Source organism: Aeromonas sp. Y318-3 (genome assembly GCF_027706185.1).
In the GTDB taxonomy this organism is placed as follows: Bacteria; Pseudomonadota; Gammaproteobacteria; order Enterobacterales; family Aeromonadaceae; genus Aeromonas; species Aeromonas veronii.
In genome coordinates this window covers 14,223-26,529 of record NZ_JAPDCN010000015.1, presented here as the reverse complement: position 1 = coordinate 26,529, position 12,307 = coordinate 14,223, and the positions used below count along the sequence as shown (strand labels likewise).

At 55.3% G+C, this 12,307-nt stretch carries 27 protein-coding genes; 25 read left to right on the top strand and 2 right to left on the bottom strand.

Features of this window, described 5'->3' with window-relative positions:
* Positions 1–24 precede the first annotated feature (24 nt).
* The 20 genes from OKB77_RS18355 to OKB77_RS18260 all read left to right on the top strand — a co-directional run bounded on the left by OKB77_RS18355 (position 25) and on the right by OKB77_RS18260 (position 6,701).
* Positions 25–471 carry a tellurite resistance TerB family protein gene (locus tag OKB77_RS18355; RefSeq protein ID WP_107961312.1) on the top strand — a complete coding sequence of 149 codons (447 nt, stop codon included), beginning with the start codon at positions 25–27 and terminating at the stop codon, positions 469–471.
* On the top strand, positions 468–629 hold the full coding sequence (locus OKB77_RS18350) for a DUF3927 family protein (RefSeq protein ID WP_213390102.1): 162 nt from the start codon (positions 468–470) through the stop codon (positions 627–629). Before OKB77_RS18355 ends, OKB77_RS18350 begins: the two co-directional genes overlap by 4 nt.
* Positions 630–742: 113 nt before the next feature.
* Positions 743–1,195 (top strand): hypothetical protein, encoded by a 453-nt coding sequence (locus tag OKB77_RS18345; protein ID WP_270818107.1) that lies wholly within the window; start codon positions 743–745, stop codon positions 1,193–1,195.
* A 77-nt stretch (positions 1,196–1,272) separates the two neighbouring features.
* Positions 1,273–1,548, top strand: coding sequence for an HU family DNA-binding protein (locus tag OKB77_RS18340; RefSeq protein WP_107961314.1), 276 nt, complete (start codon positions 1,273–1,275; stop codon positions 1,546–1,548).
* Positions 1,541–1,939 carry a hypothetical protein gene (locus tag OKB77_RS18335; RefSeq protein ID WP_270818106.1) on the top strand — a complete coding sequence of 133 codons (399 nt, stop codon included), beginning with the start codon at positions 1,541–1,543 and terminating at the stop codon, positions 1,937–1,939. Before OKB77_RS18340 ends, OKB77_RS18335 begins: the two co-directional genes overlap by 8 nt.
* A 51-nt stretch (positions 1,940–1,990) precedes the next feature.
* Complete coding sequence (locus OKB77_RS18330; protein ID WP_107961316.1) at positions 1,991–2,239, top strand: hypothetical protein; 249 nt, start codon at positions 1,991–1,993, stop codon at positions 2,237–2,239.
* 29 nt (positions 2,240–2,268) lie between these two features.
* Complete coding sequence (locus OKB77_RS18325) at positions 2,269–2,499, top strand: hypothetical protein (protein ID WP_270818105.1); 231 nt, start codon at positions 2,269–2,271, stop codon at positions 2,497–2,499.
* Complete coding sequence (locus OKB77_RS18320) at positions 2,499–2,720, top strand: hypothetical protein (protein WP_107961318.1); 222 nt, start codon at positions 2,499–2,501, stop codon at positions 2,718–2,720. Before OKB77_RS18325 ends, OKB77_RS18320 begins: the two co-directional genes overlap by 1 nt.
* Positions 2,710–3,126, top strand: a complete 417-nt coding sequence (locus OKB77_RS18315) for a hypothetical protein (protein WP_216949434.1) — start codon at positions 2,710–2,712, stop codon at positions 3,124–3,126. Before OKB77_RS18320 ends, OKB77_RS18315 begins: the two co-directional genes overlap by 11 nt.
* Before the next feature lie 262 nt (positions 3,127–3,388).
* Complete coding sequence (locus tag OKB77_RS18310; protein ID WP_216949433.1) at positions 3,389–3,649, top strand: hypothetical protein; 261 nt, start codon at positions 3,389–3,391, stop codon at positions 3,647–3,649.
* Complete coding sequence (locus tag OKB77_RS18305) at positions 3,642–3,884, top strand: hypothetical protein (RefSeq protein ID WP_139495290.1); 243 nt, start codon at positions 3,642–3,644, stop codon at positions 3,882–3,884. Before OKB77_RS18310 ends, OKB77_RS18305 begins: the two co-directional genes overlap by 8 nt.
* Before the next feature lie 9 nt (positions 3,885–3,893).
* A complete protein-coding gene (locus OKB77_RS18300) occupies positions 3,894–4,244 on the top strand; it encodes a hypothetical protein (RefSeq protein ID WP_270818103.1) in 351 nt (116 codons plus the stop codon).
* Between the two features lie 109 nt (positions 4,245–4,353).
* A complete protein-coding gene (locus tag OKB77_RS18295; RefSeq protein WP_139495288.1) occupies positions 4,354–4,698 on the top strand; it encodes a hypothetical protein in 345 nt (114 codons plus the stop codon).
* On the top strand, positions 4,695–4,874 hold the full coding sequence (locus OKB77_RS18290) for a hypothetical protein (RefSeq protein ID WP_139495287.1): 180 nt from the start codon (positions 4,695–4,697) through the stop codon (positions 4,872–4,874). The genes OKB77_RS18295 and OKB77_RS18290 overlap by 4 nt, the downstream gene beginning before the upstream one ends.
* Positions 4,875–4,924: 50 nt before the next feature.
* Positions 4,925–5,224, top strand: a complete 300-nt coding sequence (locus OKB77_RS18285; protein ID WP_139495286.1) for a hypothetical protein — start codon at positions 4,925–4,927, stop codon at positions 5,222–5,224.
* A gap of 8 nt (positions 5,225–5,232) precedes the next feature.
* On the top strand, positions 5,233–5,454 hold the full coding sequence (locus tag OKB77_RS18280) for a hypothetical protein (RefSeq protein ID WP_139495285.1): 222 nt from the start codon (positions 5,233–5,235) through the stop codon (positions 5,452–5,454).
* Complete coding sequence (locus OKB77_RS18275) at positions 5,451–5,663, top strand: hypothetical protein (protein WP_139495284.1); 213 nt, start codon at positions 5,451–5,453, stop codon at positions 5,661–5,663. Before OKB77_RS18280 ends, OKB77_RS18275 begins: the two co-directional genes overlap by 4 nt.
* A 2-nt stretch (positions 5,664–5,665) precedes the next feature.
* Positions 5,666–5,935, top strand: coding sequence for a hypothetical protein (locus OKB77_RS18270; protein WP_216949431.1), 270 nt, complete (start codon positions 5,666–5,668; stop codon positions 5,933–5,935).
* Complete coding sequence (locus OKB77_RS18265; protein ID WP_216949430.1) at positions 5,919–6,122, top strand: hypothetical protein; 204 nt, start codon at positions 5,919–5,921, stop codon at positions 6,120–6,122. The genes OKB77_RS18270 and OKB77_RS18265 overlap by 17 nt, the downstream gene beginning before the upstream one ends.
* Positions 6,123–6,206: 84 nt before the next feature.
* Positions 6,207–6,701 carry a hypothetical protein gene (locus OKB77_RS18260; protein WP_139495281.1) on the top strand — a complete coding sequence of 165 codons (495 nt, stop codon included), beginning with the start codon at positions 6,207–6,209 and terminating at the stop codon, positions 6,699–6,701.
* A gap of 28 nt (positions 6,702–6,729) precedes the next feature.
* On the opposite strand, the gene OKB77_RS18255 is transcribed toward OKB77_RS18260, so the two are convergent.
* Together OKB77_RS18255 and yjjJ are read right to left on the bottom strand one after the other, a co-directional pair.
* A complete protein-coding gene (locus tag OKB77_RS18255; protein WP_270818102.1) occupies positions 6,730–6,897 on the bottom strand; it encodes a hypothetical protein in 168 nt (55 codons plus the stop codon).
* A 22-nt stretch (positions 6,898–6,919) separates the two neighbouring features.
* Positions 6,920–8,317 carry a type II toxin-antitoxin system HipA family toxin YjjJ gene (gene yjjJ / locus OKB77_RS18250; protein WP_270818101.1) on the bottom strand — a complete coding sequence of 466 codons (1,398 nt, stop codon included), beginning with the start codon at positions 8,315–8,317 and terminating at the stop codon, positions 6,920–6,922.
* Positions 8,318–8,498: 181 nt separating this feature from the next.
* Between yjjJ and OKB77_RS18245 the strand changes: the two genes are divergently transcribed.
* Genes OKB77_RS18245 through OKB77_RS18225 form a run of 5 tightly spaced genes read left to right on the top strand, consistent with a single transcriptional unit; the run spans position 8,499 to position 12,292 of the window.
* Positions 8,499–8,747 carry a hypothetical protein gene (locus OKB77_RS18245; protein ID WP_107961331.1) on the top strand — a complete coding sequence of 83 codons (249 nt, stop codon included), beginning with the start codon at positions 8,499–8,501 and terminating at the stop codon, positions 8,745–8,747.
* Positions 8,744–9,811: a metallophosphoesterase gene (locus tag OKB77_RS18240; protein WP_162504484.1), complete on the top strand. Its 1,068-nt coding sequence runs from the start codon at positions 8,744–8,746 to the stop codon at positions 9,809–9,811. The genes OKB77_RS18245 and OKB77_RS18240 overlap by 4 nt, the downstream gene beginning before the upstream one ends.
* Positions 9,808–10,086: a hypothetical protein gene (locus OKB77_RS18235; RefSeq protein ID WP_216949428.1), complete on the top strand. Its 279-nt coding sequence runs from the start codon at positions 9,808–9,810 to the stop codon at positions 10,084–10,086. Before OKB77_RS18240 ends, OKB77_RS18235 begins: the two co-directional genes overlap by 4 nt.
* Positions 10,083–10,334, top strand: coding sequence for a hypothetical protein (locus OKB77_RS18230; RefSeq protein WP_270818100.1), 252 nt, complete (start codon positions 10,083–10,085; stop codon positions 10,332–10,334). The genes OKB77_RS18235 and OKB77_RS18230 overlap by 4 nt, the downstream gene beginning before the upstream one ends.
* On the top strand, positions 10,331–12,292 hold the full coding sequence (locus tag OKB77_RS18225) for an AAA family ATPase (RefSeq protein ID WP_270818099.1): 1,962 nt from the start codon (positions 10,331–10,333) through the stop codon (positions 12,290–12,292). Before OKB77_RS18230 ends, OKB77_RS18225 begins: the two co-directional genes overlap by 4 nt.
* Positions 12,293–12,307 lie beyond the last annotated feature (15 nt).

Below are 12,307 nucleotides of genomic sequence, written 5' to 3'. Positions count from 1 at the left end.
AATCAATCAACTGAGGATATAGTAATGTTTGGACTGAAAAGACTGCTGGGCGGGAAAGCTAACGAACTGAAAGTTGTCTCCAAGAAGATCGAGAACCGCAATCTGATGGAAGCGATTGTAGGTGGCCAGCTGCTCATTGCCTACTCCGAAGACCGCAACCTGGACGACAGCGAGCGCACCAAGATCGAAGGTCTTCTGCGCACCAACCCTAACCTGAGCTCCTTCGGTAACGAGCTGACCGATTACTTCAACCAGACCAACAATGCCTTGAAGGCCGGCTATATCACCGCCCGCCTGCGCATTCTGCGCGAGATCGAGGAGATCAAGAACAACCCCAATGAGGCCCAGGACGTCATGGGCAACCTGCTGGAGGTGGCGCTGGCCGACGGCAACATCAGCGAAGCGGAAGAGAAAGAGCTGAAGGCTATCGCAAGCAAGCTCAACCAGAACTTGGATGACTTCCTGCAGTGAGAGCCTGGTTCTACAAGAACGGCGCCTACGCCTTCATGGGTCTGAGCGTGTTTGTGGATTTCGCCAATCAGCTGATGTCCACCCTTGCCGATGGCCTGTTAATCGCTGCTGCAGCCTGTTTGATGCGGGCCTCGGCCCTGAAGAAAACCGAGTCTTAACGAGTGGCCCTGCGGGGCCACAACTGAAAAACGGCCTCCCCTCGATGTTTGTGCGTGAGGGTGATTGGGCAATCACGAGGCCGTTTTTCAGTTGTTAAACCGTGGAGATAGAAATGCGTAAGTTGCTATGGGCGTTGCTGCCAGTGAGTCTGATGCTGGCCGGATGTGGTGATGACCCGGAGGAGAAGGCCCAAGAGATCGCTCAGTCCAAGATTGAGCTGATGCAGAAGGAGCTGGAGCTCAAGCAGAAGGAGCTGGAGCTCAAGGAGAGATCGCTGTCGGAGGTTAGTGCCCCGGCCGCCCCGGCCTCGCCAGTTGTCGTGAACTCCGGTTCCGATAGTGGTCTGTCCGATGTGATCCTGGGAGCTGCCGTGGGCGGTCTTGTCGCCAACGCAATCAACTCCCCCTCTCACAGCGCCAGCCACGCCCCCGTCATTGTCCACAAGACGGTCGTGAAGAAGACGGTCTACAAAAAGCCAAAGCCCTACAAGGCATATAAGCCCTACAAGCCGAAACCCTACAAGCTCCCCCAGAGCTCCACTTTCAGCAAGCCAAAGCGCTACTGATCGTACCGCATGAGGCTCTTCCCGAGCCTCATTCAGTGCGACCAGCACGACAACAGCAACAAACTCTGGAGGTAACGATGAACAAGAACGATCTGATCCGCGCTATCGCAGAAGACACCGGTTTTACCGTGGCCGCATCCGAGAAGTTTCTGAATGCCTTGGTTTCACGCATTCAGATCGCCGCGAAGAACAGCGAGGAGGTCGCCATTCACGGGTTTGGCAAGTTTGCCCCCGTCACTCGCGCCGCTCGTACCGGCCGCAACCCGCAAACCGGTCAAGAGATTCAGATCCCCGCTCGCACCGACCTGACCTTCAAGTCCGGTAAACAGCTGAAGGATTTGCTGAATGGCTAAACCGTTCAATCTGCGCGACCTGCTGCGGAAAGTCTTCTCTCGCCGCAAGCGAGCGACATTTGTCCGTGCAGAGCGTCCAGTGAAGAAGCCGCGCTTCCATAGCTCAATTGCTGCGGAGAAGGCAGTCATGGAGCATCAGCGCAAAGCGAATGGTGGCATTCAAGGCCGCTCAATGCCTTACGTAATCTTCGATGAGGCGGAAAGGTCCCCCTCTGTCCGTTGTGAGGATGAGCGGGATGAGCGTCGCTCGCATCGAGACACGGATAGTCAGGCGGCGGTCTTCGCCAGCAGCTGTTATGACCATGGAAGTCGAGATACTGGGTACAGCAGTGGTGACAGCTATAGCAGCGGTGACACCTGCAGCGGAAGCAGCAGCGCAGGCTGCGACTAACTCAAGGCCGGTTTCCGGCCTTTTTCAATTCTGGGTTTTGACGGGGGACGTATGACTGCCGCAATCGCACTGTCGATGGAAGACCGGAAGGCGCTTGTTCTGCAGAGGGCAATCGCTCAATACGAGGCGCTGCGAGAGAAATGGCTGAGCGAGAGGACGCCGGAACAGCTTGCCCTCATTGAGGAGAACCTGCGAAAGCCTCGACCTCTTCATCACGCATTGTCCATCGAGAAGGAGAGGAGCGGAGTTGTCACGCGCAGTTTGTACCCGTATCCGGGGTTGAAGGTTTTGAAGTGGTAATTGTCAGTTTGAACAAGCAAGGAGTCTCTATGCACGATTATTTCAGCCCGAGCGGTTCCCCGATTGTCGGCACCAAAGAGCTGCTCACCGGCACCGCTTATTTGCTCTCCATATCTGACGAAGGCGTCCCCGAATACGAGGGCTCTACCGATGTTAACTGGAACGAGCAGAAGACCGCCCGCAACGACAAAGGCGAGATGATTTTCGTGGCTGAGGATGGTTCTGAGTGGGCGTTTGGCGATCTGGTCAGGGGGCGTTAATGAGCGAGACGGTTGAGGCTTTGGCCGAGCTGCAGGCTCGCTTGGCAGATGCCGAGCTTGCGCTGAGAAAGATGGTGTCGGCTCACGATTCGATTTTCTCCCAGTGCTGCTCCAACCCCATCTACAACGCCTGGGGCCGACAGGTTGATGTTTCCGAGTTCAATGAGGCCTATCTGATGGCCAGCCATTTCTTGAAAGGAGAGGACGCCCATGACCTTTGACCCATCTGTAAAGATCCCCACTGACGAGCGCATCACCGCGACTGTTTCGCCGGCCACGCTGAAAACGCATCCGGACGGTCGGATCACCTTTAAAAACAAGGCGAGACTCCGCCTGTGCCTGGACAGGTTCCTTCTGCAATCGGCCGGATACCCAGAGGACACTCGCCTCTCGCTGTTGGGAGCCGTCAGGACTGGCGAATCCATCTTTGTTCGGTTCAAGCTTGGCAAGGAAGGCAAGGCGCTTTCAAACATCAAGGTTCGGTCCGGCAAGTCAGAGCTTGCCATCCACGGGTCAGTCATTGGCGACAAGCTGCCGGCCGTTCGCCGAGCCAAGTGCAGTTTCTGGATCAACAAGGACGAGGATTCGATCACGATCTCAATCCCTACTGGTGTCAAGGCGCGTTGATTGAGTGATCAGTGTGTGTTTACTATTCTTGTTCTGTAGCAGCAACTAAATGGAGCTGATTATGAGCACTCTTTTCCAGGCTATGAGTACCGACAACTTGAGGAAATTAAGAGCAAGGCTTCAGCAGGCTATCAGCCTCTCCCGTTCCTGCTCAATAGACCTTCTGGAGCGGTTCGAAGCAGTAGAAAAGGCGCTGGCCGCAAGGAAGTGATTTTTTTTGATGTTGTTATTGAGTAAATATTGACTGAATGCCGAGGTTTTGATGAACGCACAGATTTCGACTTTTACCGTGATAGGCGTTTACGAGAGCAACGGGCAGCTGTTTGCTACTCACTCACACGGGGCAAGCGGCGAGCATGCGATGCAGTTGGTCGCCAGAAAACTGGACGATGAGGGCATTGTTGCTGACTTCGTGGTTGCCATCAAAGGGGCGCACTTCGAAGGGCAAAGCTTGTTCTTCCCAGGTGAGGGCTTGGTAAGTGGCGATGCTCTTCTTGAGCTGCAGGAGGCAGGTGATGAGTGACCCGATTTTAGAAAGTGGACACTGGTTCACTGATGGCACCAGACTGTTCATCGTTCCGCCCGGGGTTGAGGAGATAATCGGGCCTGATGCGCCAGTCGTTGAGGAGCTGAACAGCATTTACCGCAACGGCCAGTTCGAACAGATCAGCCCGGAACAGGTTGCCGCTCAGTGCGGTTTGGAAATCATCCCCTCAATGCTGCGTCGTAAGTTTGGCCAGCGCTACTTCTCAGCTTAAGGTGAGCTTATGGCGTACACACTGATAGATAAAATGGCCATTGGGATGGCTATGGGTTGCATCTTTTGCGGCCTGGAGGACTTCAACGATGCCTTTGATGCCTATCTCAAACTCAAAGACTCGGATGGTGAGTTCTTTGACGAGCTGACCCTGTGGGAGCCGGTAGAGGGTAAGAGCTTTGAGCAGGTCATCGACATCGTTGAGGACATGGCCTTCTCCAACAATCAAACACTCCGCCAGCTGGCCGACGCAATCAAAGCCGGCCTGATCGCCAAAGCGATCGACTGCACCCTGGATTCGGATTTCAACAATCTGGACATGGTAGCCATTGCAGAGGAGGGGTATCGGACTGAGTCTTAACCTCCACACAGGTCAAAACCCGCGCTGTTGCTCACTTTTTTGAGGTTTTGATGTTCAGTGCCCGCTGACTGTATGCAAAAATCAGTTATCGCTTAACAGAGAGCTAACCATGAAACATGACGAGGTTATTACCCGGGCGATTGCTCAGGCCAGCAGTAACGGAGAGCCGAACAAGGGCATCGGCGCAGTTGGCGCCACGAATCGCATGGCGAAGAACTACTGGGACCGCAGACTCGGCCTGAAAGAGGTCTGCGCCTTGCTGAATGTCACAGTGAGCGCTCTCAAGGTTGGCATTGCTACCGGCACCTTGCCAGATGGTCGCCCCTGTCCGAAGGTGGTCGCTGTGACCGGCAGTCGAGCGATATTCTTCGATGGGATTGAGGTTAAAGCCGCGATGCACGGGATGCGGGTCGAAGATCTGGTAGAGGACATGAAGCTGGACGGGCTTCTATGAAGAAAGAAGTGACTCTGGTCGTTGATGTCGGCCTGAAGGAAGCGAGCAGAGCGCTTGAGCGCTTCTCTGACGCTGCCGAGCGAATCGAGCAAGCTGAGGGCCTGCCGGCACAAAAGGCTCGCACATTGACGCTTGGAGAGTTGATTGTCATCGCCCTTAACGGGCGTAAAGAGTAGTTCTTTTTTTTACCTCGACACCAAAGTAAACACTTACTGATGGAGCGAGTATGGCAAGTAAAATCGAAAAAATGGCTCACCGTTATGCCGATGAAGTGATCGACGGAAACCCCGCGTTGTTCGACTGCATTGAGATCCAGGGGGTCGCTAATGTGGATGGCGAAGGCCCGAGCGGTATCTGCGAAGTGGATAATGATAACCCTGACTTCTTCAGTGTTTACCTGCATCTGGTAGAGGGTCGCGTTGCATGTGTCGGCGACTTCTCCGAGCTCGTTGATGCAGAGGCTTATGCCGACGAGCTCAGTGCCAAGTACGGTTGGGACATCCAGAACTTCGCAGCCAAGAAATAGAGGTTGGCATGAGCACTCACGACATTCGAATCGACTACGAAGGGGAAACCGGCGAGGATTGCACAAAGGTGCTGGTTTCTGCGGTGTCTCATGCAGATGCGCTGGCCATGCTTGGCCAGCGCTGGGATGAAAACAGTTTGGTATCGGCGCTCTACGACTTCATCTGCGATGAGGTTGGCCAGGCTGACATCTACATCTGCGAAACCAGCGAGCCTATGGAGGCAGCATGATGAAACTTAGCACCGGCCAAGACTCGACTCTTGGCAACTATCGCAAGATGACCGCTGCGATTTTCGGAGAGGACTCCAAGGCGGTTGAGTTCCTGGACAAAAAGATTGCCGAGTCTCCGAACGGCGAGAATGAAGAGGTGATTGTGGAAGAGAGCCAGGCTGTTCTTATGCTCTCGACCATTCACAATCGTGGTGTTAAAGGGGTTTGAGCATGTTGAAGGATTACACCAGCTCGAAAGCGACGATCGATTTGAACAATAACTCGAAGCCGCTGCCGTACATCCTGATTAACTCCGCGAGCAGCCACTCGGCTACGTTTACCGAAGCCATGGGGCATGCCCCGGTCACTGTCCAGCAGGCCATCTCAACCGTCATGGTTATGAATGCGTCCATCGGCAAGATGACAGAGGCTCGTGACAACCTGCTCTTGCTCATCGAAGAGGCGGTCAAAGAGGAGAAGGGTGATGGCCATAGTCTTTGATCCGATGGCCCAAGCCGGAATCAACCGCGCAGCTGCTCAGATGCGAGACAAGGCTAGGGAGCGCTTCATGGAGGAACTGAACGAGCTGATCGTCGCCCACATGCGCCGCTACGGAGCCGATGATGAAGTGACATGGTTCGGCATGACCGAGCGCCCTGTCTTCCGCTACGAAGAGCCTACGATTTGACACTACCGCTCAACTGCCTCACTCGCTGACTGACCCCACTGAAAAGTCTCCTGTAATCTGTCTCAAACAGAACAGGAGACTTCAATGCAAACCTTCCTCACCATCAAGACAAACGCGCTCAGACGCTACCCCGACAATCACTTCACGCTGACATGCGCAAGCAACGGGAACGCGCTCTGTGACGCTTGTGCTGCGTCTAGCGAGTGCCCCATGCGCTATCAGAAGAAGCGTTGCGATCAGTTTGTACCGGTGCTCCGGTTCGCTGTGAACGCAAATCTCGATCTGCCCCTCTACAACACCATTCGGATCGGGAAGGCTTGGAGCGATCGCCTGCCGGTTGGTTCCCGGGTCGGCGTGTGGGATGACGTAAAACGAGAACTCTCGTTTGCAGAGGTGAAGGGGAACTTCTGGGGCAAGGAAAAGGACTTGGTGCTTGCCGAACACGCCGGCCGTAACCACATCGGCATGACGCTGGCATCTCCCGCTGTCGAGCTGGCCGGAGTGCTGGCCAACTGCTATGGCAAGGGTTTCTACGCCAAGTCCTTTGGGCTATCAGTGCTCTACCTGAGCCCAATCTGATAGGCTCAAACCAGCGTTAGGGGATCCCCTAACGCTTTTCTTCCCGCTCGCACATGTCGCAGATCTCTTGATCCAGCCAAATCGTCTTAACCTCCCCTCCCTGCTCGTAAACCTTCTCCTCCTCCTCAGTGAGGTGGTGATGGTCAATTCGAACGGTGCAGTAGCACTTCCGGCACTGATGATGGTGTATTGGCATTCTTATTCTTCCTGCAGGCTGATTACTCAATTTTTATTTCGGCATTTTCAGCCGCAAGCAGTTCTGCCGTTTCTTTCGGCCTCGGCAGCGTTGGCAAGCCTGCTTTGTCTAGGCCAATATTGATCGACTCACGAGCCACGACGAGATTGGTCTGAATTGTGATTAGACAATTCCTAATGTTCTTCGAGAACCTCTTATCTTCAAAAGATAAATCGAGAAATTCCTGAGCCAGTCGCCAGGCATCTGCCCATACATCGATCCCCACTTCATCCGCTATCATTGTTAAAGGCATTTGATTAGAGATCTCCCCGCTCGTCTTTGGCGAGAAGGCCATGGGCAGCATGTCGTAGGCTGGGGCAAGATGGTAGGGGCGGCCTTTACCGTCCTCGGCGATGAACGAAATGTTGCCATTGTGCATGTCGGTATTGCCAATCAACCGGCCAAATGCCCAGAGTAGAGCCGTCCCTTTGACTGCATCAGCAGTCACACAGCCTTCATCAAGAAGCTTCTTCGCCAAGGAGGGCCATCTCACCTGCGGCCTTGCACCAACGAACTCCGCATCCAGGGCCCTAAGCGAGAACATGCCGATACGCCCTCTTTCCCCGACACGATCGAAGCGTGGGATCTCTAAGAACCTTTGCCCCCCAAAGTCATGGATATAAGTGCGCACCCCGAGTACGCCAAGCGCAATGTGCTCGGTCAGCAACAAGTCAGCCCATCGCTCGCTAATCGGATTGTCTGCTGCGATGGTGAACTTCACTATCACATGGCCGTTGTCGGTATATGTGCAGAACTTTGGCTGCTCACCGCCCGCCGAAGAGCCTGGGATTTCCCCTTGCGCGGCAGCTCTAGCCAACAATGGGAAATCGACGGCTCGGTCAACTGGTGTCGGATCCGGCATTTCGAGGAAGCTGCGCATAGATCCCTCGCCAATTAGCAAGTTGCCAACCGGATCGTTTCCGTGAGCCAGGAAGGCGCCGATGATTTCCGCGTCTGACCACTCCTCTGGGTTGTGCGACAGGTGAAGTTCTTCTGCAAAAGCCGATGCGTATGCTCTCCCCAGATACCCTTGAGGTCTCATATCGAACAACCACCATGGCAGGCTCTCGAAGTATCTCTCCTCACCTCTCGAGCCTTTCCAGACGAAGCCCTCCGGCAGGACAGGGATCAGTGTCCCCAACAGTGTCACTTGCCCGGCCGCATCTGCTCGGTAGACTGGCACTTCGGGTATGCCAATTTGGGTGTCTCGAAGCGCGTACTGAATAGATCTTCCACTTCCGACTGTGACAAGACGTTCTCCGATAGACTGGAGGTCTCTATAAAGGGTTGATTGGCTAACCTCTGTAATATCAATCAGTTCCCTCGGCCTTGCTACATTGTTCGAGAGGTATCGCAACAGTATTTCGCGCCGATTTTGCATATGCCTCGCCTGCTTCATGAATAGAATCCAACTAGCAAGATACCATATCCCATCACAGTTCATCCCTCATAATCGCTTTATATCAGCGTAGGCCGACCCTCAACGTGTAGGTTTAACTGTTCATTGTTCAGTAAATGCTTACTATAATGCGCTTGTAATTGAGCTGAACTATGGAGCAGTTATGACGACCAACAACGTGATTCAAGATCAAGGCACTTGCGAGTGCATTCTTGAGCCTAGCGGTAAAGGCGGCCTCGAGGGTTATGTCAGCGGCGAGAAGTATCGCTACATGCACATGTCCCACGACAAGCACGGCAAGCCCTACTATCGGGTGTTCCCGTCCGATCTCTGGCCCGACTATTACGAGACCTGCGACGAGTCTCTCTTCCGCGCTCATTTCACCATCACAGAGAAGGAGATGGCGAAGTGAGCATCGAAGGGATCATTTCTGACACCCACAACCACAACTGGTCCGTCTTTTCTCACCAGTTGCCAAATGGCGTGAATAGCCGGCTGCAGCACATCCTTGACGAGACATGGCGAGCGGCTGAGATGGTCAAGGAAAAGGGCGGTGACACGCTCATTCATACCGGTGACATTTTCCATGTTCGCGGCAGTGTGGCGCCATCCGTTCTTAACCCGACAGTTGAGCTCTACAGCCGGATCTACAACGACCTCGGTCTGAATGTGTACCTTCTGGCCGGCAACCACGACCTAGAGGGTAACAACTCGTCCACACTCGGCAACGCGGGTGAGGCTCTGACCGGTGCCGGCGTTTGGGTTATCTCCAACGTCTTTGCCGACGAGAAGAACAAGCGCCTCTTCATCCCCTACTTCGACAGCTGCGACAAGGTGCGCGAGCACATCGAAAAGTTCATCCGTGACAAGGGCAGCGATGCCGGAGAGATCGCTCAGTGGTGTCTCTACATGCACGCTCCCCTCAATGGCGTCCTGTCTGGCATCCCAGATCACGGCTTCTCGCCTGACGAGTTGCAGGCCTACGGCTTCAAGCGAGTGTTCTGCGGCCACTACCACAACCACAAGGACTTCGGCGTTGTCGTGTCAGTCGGCGCCCTGACTCACCAGACATTCAGTGATGTCGGTAGTAAGGCTGGCTTTGTACTGCACGAGCTCGAAACCGGCCTGCTTACCCACTACACCTCCAACGCCCCGCGATTTGTGGATTTCGACCCGGAGTGGGACGAGATGGAGACCTTCGAGCAGGTCAATGGCCATTTCGTTCGTGTTCGTCTGGAGTCGGCCACCAATGAGGAGGTCGAGGAGGTCCGCAAATTCCTGAACGAACAGGGCGCTGCGTCTGTCCAGGTGATCCATGTTCCGAAGGTGGAGGTCTCCCGCGAGGGCGGAAGCAGCATCGAAGCCGGCGCCTCTATTCGCGTCAGCCTGCATGACTGGTGCCGTGCGCGTGGGTTCGACGAAGTGGTTGGTATCGAGTCACAGAAAATCATGGATGAAGTGGAGGCGAAGGTATGAGGCTGAGCGATCTTCCCGAGTCCTGCTATCGGCTCGGACGAGAGTACAAGGCGCTGATCAATGGGGGTTCGCACTTTGTCATCGGCACTGTGTTCCGCCTGCATGAGCGTGAGGATTATGCGGCCGTGGTACGAGCGGTCGTGAAGAGCTCGACGGTCCCAAATCACTACGTCCTGCAGGGGCTCGGCGACACGCCAGAGCTCCGAGAGCTGGTTGAGCAGCACCATGCCTTTACAGCACACGAAGTCCGATTTTCTGAGGGAGCGAAGGTATGAAGATCACCGAGCTACCGCCTGGCGTCATCAAAGCCGGCTCTCTCTACCAGCTTCTCGTCAGCCGACCGGCTTCCAAGGATGAGATCGTGCGAATCTCTGGGGTTTACGACCTGTTCGGTGTTGTCGTTACTCCCGCTCTCGACGGAGCCTCAGCCGCCCTCATTCGCGGCATCGGTAAGTCCACTGCCCTTATCAGAGCTATCGGTTCGGCTGATTTGCCCGGCTGCATAGCGGAGCCTATCAAATGAAGATTAACCGCTTAGAAATCGACGCCTTCATGGCCATTGGCCAAATCACCGTTGACTTGGACAGCAAGGGGCTTGTCCTGATTCAGGGCGAGAACGACGACGACACCTCTCAAAACAGCAACGGCGCGGGTAAATCCACTGTAGCGGAGGCGCTGTGCTGGGCTCTCTACAACGAGACCGCCCGCGGCGATTCTGGAGACGAGATCGTCAACCGCAAGCTCAAGAAAGGCACCCGGGTGATGGTTCAGCTGGTAGACGGGCCTCGCACGTACAACGTCATCCGTCATCGCAAGCATCCCGTCCACAAGAACCGAGTGCTGCTGATCGATGTTACCGACCCTGCAGATCCGATCGACCTGACCCAGGGCACCGACAAGGCCACTCAAGAGGTGATCACCAAACTTGTCGGCTGCACAAGCGACGTGTTCCGCGCTGCCATCTACTCCGGGCAGGAGGCTCATATTGATCTGCCTAGCCTCACCGACAAGAACCTGAAGATGATCGTGGAGGAGGCGGCCGGCATCGACAAGATGCAGGAGGCTCACGTTATCGCCAAGAACCGGATGGTGGAGAAGAAATCCGCCGTCACCTCCTTGGAGAACTCTGTAAATACCCACCAGGCGGCTCTGGACGCCTGTCTGAGCGGCATAAAAGAGCTCATTGAAGGGCGAGACAATTATGAGGTCAGTCGCTCTTCCAAGGCCTCTGCAGAGCGAGCGGCAATGGCTGAATCGGTCGCCAAGGCCAAGGTTATTCAGGCAGAGATAAGCAGTCTGGATGAGGCCGGTATTGTCTCTGAACGCGCCGCTGTCTCAGCCAGGATCGCCGCGGTAGATGGAGAGCGTGTCGAACTCGGCCGGCTTATCTCGGCTCATGGCGAGGCAAAGCTTCGGGTTTCGACAGTCCAAAAACGCCTGAATGATGAAAAGGCACAGGCCACCCGCTGCAAAGAGATCATGGCCAACGTAGAAGCCGAGATCGGGACCAAGTGCGAGAGCTGCGGGCATGTTCTGGAAGCGTCCGATGTAGCCGGCAGGATGGATAGCGTAAAGAGCAAGGCCGTAAGCCATGTTCATAGCGCGAAGAACGCCGCGGCCGAGCTTGCCGAAGCCGAGGCTGCCTTTACTGCGGCCACCTCCGAGCTTGAAGCCTTCAAGTCATCCATGACCGACCTGACTGCGGAGACCGAGCGCCTGGCTGAGCTTGATGCTCTTCAGGTCAAACTGAACAACCTCAAGATGTCCATGCAGTCGCTTGTCGATTCTGCAAAGGGCAATCGGGCCAGAGCGGAAAGCATCGAGTCCGAGGTCAACCCGTACATCAGCAGCATCGAGAAGGCGGAGCTGAAGGCCCAAGAGATCGAGGAGTCGATCGTTGCGCTGAAAGCCTCTCTGGAGACGGCCCGTGAAGAGCTTTCTGTCGCCGAGAAGGTTGTAGAGGTGTTCAGCCCTGCCGGTATCCGCGCTCACATCCTCGATACGGTCACGCCGTTCCTCAACGATCGCACCTCTCGCTACCTGGGCATCCTGTCCGACGGCAACATCCGGGCGACCTGGAACACCATCAGCACTACAGCAAAAGGTGAGCTGCGCGAGAAGTTCGAGATCAGTGTCACCAGCGCAACGGGCGGCTCCAACTATCGCTCTCTGTCAGGCGGTGAGAAGCGAAAGGTGCGTCTTGCAACCGCGCTGGCTCTGCAGGACTTGGTGAGCTCCCGGGCTGCCAAGCCAATTCGGCTGTGGATTGGTGACGAGATTGACGACGCGGTCGATGACGCCGGCCTTGAGCGGTTGATGACCGTTCTCGAGGAGAAGGCGAAGGAGAAAGGGACTGTGCTGATCATCAGTCACAACCCCATTCGTGATTGGGTTCGTCAGCACGTAATCGTCCGCAAGCGCGGCGGGCTTTCCGAGATGGAAGGCGTTCTTTGTGTCGAGCGAGACACAGTAGGCGAGTAATAAACCGGCCCCTTC

Coding starts and splice junctions, on each gene's coding strand:
- OKB77_RS18345 (WP_270818107.1), top strand. CDS start 743: ATGCGTAAGTTGCTATGGGCGTTGCTGCCAGTGAGTCTGATGCTGGCC.
- OKB77_RS18285 (WP_139495286.1), top strand. CDS start 4,925: ATGGCAAGTAAAATCGAAAAAATGGCTCACCGTTATGCCGATGAAGTG.
- OKB77_RS18305 (WP_139495290.1), top strand. CDS start 3,642: ATGAGTGACCCGATTTTAGAAAGTGGACACTGGTTCACTGATGGCACC.
- OKB77_RS18330 (WP_107961316.1), top strand. CDS start 1,991: ATGACTGCCGCAATCGCACTGTCGATGGAAGACCGGAAGGCGCTTGTT.
- OKB77_RS18335 (WP_270818106.1), top strand. CDS start 1,541: ATGGCTAAACCGTTCAATCTGCGCGACCTGCTGCGGAAAGTCTTCTCT.
- OKB77_RS18310 (WP_216949433.1), top strand. CDS start 3,389: ATGAACGCACAGATTTCGACTTTTACCGTGATAGGCGTTTACGAGAGC.
- OKB77_RS18245 (WP_107961331.1), top strand. CDS start 8,499: ATGACGACCAACAACGTGATTCAAGATCAAGGCACTTGCGAGTGCATT.
- OKB77_RS18295 (WP_139495288.1), top strand. CDS start 4,354: ATGAAACATGACGAGGTTATTACCCGGGCGATTGCTCAGGCCAGCAGT.
- OKB77_RS18280 (WP_139495285.1), top strand. CDS start 5,233: ATGAGCACTCACGACATTCGAATCGACTACGAAGGGGAAACCGGCGAG.
- OKB77_RS18315 (WP_216949434.1), top strand. CDS start 2,710: ATGACCTTTGACCCATCTGTAAAGATCCCCACTGACGAGCGCATCACC.
- OKB77_RS18230 (WP_270818100.1), top strand. CDS start 10,083: ATGAAGATCACCGAGCTACCGCCTGGCGTCATCAAAGCCGGCTCTCTC.
- OKB77_RS18290 (WP_139495287.1), top strand. CDS start 4,695: ATGAAGAAAGAAGTGACTCTGGTCGTTGATGTCGGCCTGAAGGAAGCG.
- yjjJ (WP_270818101.1), bottom strand. CDS start 8,317: ATGCAAAATCGGCGCGAAATACTGTTGCGATACCTCTCGAACAATGTA.
- OKB77_RS18355 (WP_107961312.1), top strand. CDS start 25: ATGTTTGGACTGAAAAGACTGCTGGGCGGGAAAGCTAACGAACTGAAA.
- OKB77_RS18255 (WP_270818102.1), bottom strand. CDS start 6,897: ATGCCAATACACCATCATCAGTGCCGGAAGTGCTACTGCACCGTTCGA.
- OKB77_RS18325 (WP_270818105.1), top strand. CDS start 2,269: ATGCACGATTATTTCAGCCCGAGCGGTTCCCCGATTGTCGGCACCAAA.
- OKB77_RS18225 (WP_270818099.1), top strand. CDS start 10,331: ATGAAGATTAACCGCTTAGAAATCGACGCCTTCATGGCCATTGGCCAA.
- OKB77_RS18260 (WP_139495281.1), top strand. CDS start 6,207: ATGCAAACCTTCCTCACCATCAAGACAAACGCGCTCAGACGCTACCCC.
- OKB77_RS18340 (WP_107961314.1), top strand. CDS start 1,273: ATGAACAAGAACGATCTGATCCGCGCTATCGCAGAAGACACCGGTTTT.
- OKB77_RS18235 (WP_216949428.1), top strand. CDS start 9,808: ATGAGGCTGAGCGATCTTCCCGAGTCCTGCTATCGGCTCGGACGAGAG.
- OKB77_RS18275 (WP_139495284.1), top strand. CDS start 5,451: ATGATGAAACTTAGCACCGGCCAAGACTCGACTCTTGGCAACTATCGC.
- OKB77_RS18300 (WP_270818103.1), top strand. CDS start 3,894: ATGGCGTACACACTGATAGATAAAATGGCCATTGGGATGGCTATGGGT.
- OKB77_RS18270 (WP_216949431.1), top strand. CDS start 5,666: ATGTTGAAGGATTACACCAGCTCGAAAGCGACGATCGATTTGAACAAT.
- OKB77_RS18265 (WP_216949430.1), top strand. CDS start 5,919: ATGGCCATAGTCTTTGATCCGATGGCCCAAGCCGGAATCAACCGCGCA.
- OKB77_RS18320 (WP_107961318.1), top strand. CDS start 2,499: ATGAGCGAGACGGTTGAGGCTTTGGCCGAGCTGCAGGCTCGCTTGGCA.